The sequence below is a fragment of the Pseudomonas sp. DE0010 genome, from assembly GCF_007680745.1.
In the GTDB taxonomy this organism is placed as follows: domain Bacteria; phylum Pseudomonadota; class Gammaproteobacteria; order Pseudomonadales; family Pseudomonadaceae; genus Aquipseudomonas; species Aquipseudomonas parafulva_B.
In genome coordinates this window covers 1-292 of record NZ_VEJQ01000161.1, presented here as the reverse complement: position 1 = coordinate 292, position 292 = coordinate 1, and the positions used below count along the sequence as shown (strand labels likewise).

Genomic DNA, 292 nt, shown 5'->3' with positions numbered 1-292 from the left:
TCTTCGCCGGTCAGGGCAACGCCTGCGCCGGTGACCGACTTGTTGGTGCCAGCGTTCTTGTCCACGAATGCGCCAGTGGTGCCGGTACCGATCACCTTGCCCTCGTCGCCATCAACCACGCCAACCAGATCCAGGTCGCTCAACTGAGCAGTGGTGCCGCCGTCGTAAACCTTGTTGGCCACGTCGGCCTTACCGGTCAGGACCTTGCGATCAACGTTGGCCTTGCCGATTTCAGCGGTGGTGTCGAAGCTGTAGTTCCCGGCTTCTTCGCCGGTCAGGGCAACGCCTGCGC

Annotated in this window: 1 protein-coding gene; it reads right to left on the bottom strand. The window is 62.7% G+C overall.

The genetic code is table 11. The annotated features are described in order from the left end of the window. A partial coding sequence (locus tag FS767_RS22075) for a YDG domain-containing protein (protein ID WP_144968224.1) occupies nt 1-292 on the bottom strand: 292 nt, incomplete at both ends.